Raw genomic sequence first — 1,748 nt, forward strand, 5'->3', positions numbered from 1 at the left:
CCTGGGGCTCGGCGAATTCCTCGCGGCGCCCGGGCGTCAGGCTGGGCAGGTGATCGAGCTCGTCGTGGGCATCGTTGCGCATGGTCGGACCTTTGTCTGGAACGGGGTAAACGAAAGTGCCGCGCAGTATACCGATTCGCCGATGGCCGATCAGCGCCGCGCCAAGCAGGTGCGCGGCGCACCGACGAAGGGCGCGACAGCCTCATCGACCCGCCGCCAGCCCCGTGGTTCCGCGTTTTTTGAACTGGTACGCAGTTTGCTCAGTATCATTCGAGTTCAGCGACGGGCGGCCTTGGAGCCGCTCGTGCTCCGCGGCACGGCGCCGCGGGCGATGGGCAGCCGGGCGAGGGAATACGCCGGGCCCGGTCACACAGGCGTCAGGACGAGGCCAGGGGTGACCCTTCAACCAACCTGGGGGAAGCGGCATGGAACTGAACAAAGCGCTATTGGACTGCATGCAAGCCTTGCGTCGCCGGCTGCGCGACGAACTGGCCCTGGATATCCGCCTGAGCCAGAGCGATGCGGTGATCGCCATGCTCGGCGGCTGCCTGCAGTCGAGCGACGAAGAAACCCGTCGGCTCGGCCAGCGCCTGGCCGAACTCGCCGATCAACGCCCGCCAACGCCCGCCGCCAAGCCGGTGGCCAGCGTGGCGCTGCCACAGGCGGCGCCCAGCGGCTCGGTGCGCATCTATCGCGGCCAGCGCGTCTATGCCTGAGTGGTTGGCAGGCGACACTCCGCCTGGCCGCGCCGACTCTGCCGGGCTCAAGGCTGTTCGCGGCTGAAGCCGCGCCTGCCGGACGACCTGCGACCGCGCTTGATCAGACGCGCGACTGCACCTGCCACCAGGTGCAGAACTCGTCCAGCGCATCCCACAGGCTGGCCCTGGGCTCATAGTCGAGGTACTGCCGCGCGCGGTCGATATTCAGCGAAAAATCCCTGGCCATCACCGCCACGCCGAGGCGGAACAGGCTCGGCTCCGGGCGCCCCGGCAGCAGCCTGCACACGCCCTCGTTGAGGCAGGCGGCGGCGTAGGCCAGCGGGTAAGGCACATGGCGGGTCACCGGCGGCAGTTCCAGGCGGCGCAGCACGTAATTGACCACGTCCCACAGCGGCACCGGCGCGCCGTTGCTGATGTTGTACACCTGGCCCAGCGCCGGGCCGGCGGCCAGCAGGGCGCTGAGCAGGGCGTCGTTGAGGTTGTGCACATTGGTGAAGTCGACCTTGTTCAGGCCGTTGCCGATGATCGCCAGGCGGCCCTTGCGCTGCATGCCGATCAGCCGCGGGAAGATGCTGGTGTCGCCGGCGCCGGTGACGAAGCGCGGGCGCAGGGCGATCACCTCGAGGCCGAACTCCTGGGCGGCGAACACCTGCTGCTCGGCCAGGTACTTGGTCTTGCCGTAGTGATCGGAGAAGCGCTTGGGCACCTGCTCCTCGCGAACATCGACATGAGATTTTCCATCGAAATAGATCGACGGCGACGACAGGTGCACCAGGCGCCGCACCTTCTGCTTCAGGCAGGCCTCGATGACGTTCTCGGTGACCGTCACGTTGGCCTGGTGGAAATGCGCGTAGTCGCCCCACACCCCCACCGCGCCGGCGCAGTGCACCACCGCCTCGACGTCGCGGCACAGCGCCAGGGCCAGATCGGCGTCGCCGAGATCGCCCTGGACGAACTCCGCGCCGCGCTTGATCAGGTGCTGCACGCCCTCGGCGCGGCGGCCGGTGACCCGCACCGCCAGGCCCTGTT

At 68.5% G+C, this 1,748-nt stretch carries 2 protein-coding genes; one reads left to right on the forward strand and one right to left on the reverse strand.

Features of this window, described 5'->3' with window-relative positions; all coding sequences use genetic code 11:
* Positions 1–425 precede the first annotated feature (425 nt).
* Complete coding sequence (locus N878_RS19545; RefSeq protein ID WP_021445244.1) at positions 426–716, forward strand: hypothetical protein; 291 nt, start codon at positions 426–428, stop codon at positions 714–716.
* Positions 717–819: 103 nt separating this feature from the next.
* Here N878_RS19545 and N878_RS19550 read toward each other — a convergent pair.
* Positions 820–1,748, reverse strand: a 929-nt coding sequence (locus N878_RS19550) for an NAD(P)-dependent oxidoreductase (protein WP_021445245.1), incomplete at its 5' end; no start/stop codon positions are given.

Origin of the sequence: Pseudomonas sp. EGD-AK9, assembly GCF_000465935.2 — a bacterium.
Lineage (GTDB): Bacteria > Pseudomonadota > Gammaproteobacteria > Pseudomonadales > Pseudomonadaceae > Aquipseudomonas.

Excerpts from the sequence above, each read along its gene's own strand:
- N878_RS19545 (WP_021445244.1), top strand. The coding sequence starts at position 426 with ATGGAACTGAACAAAGCGCTATTGGACTGCATGCAAGCCTTGCGTCGC.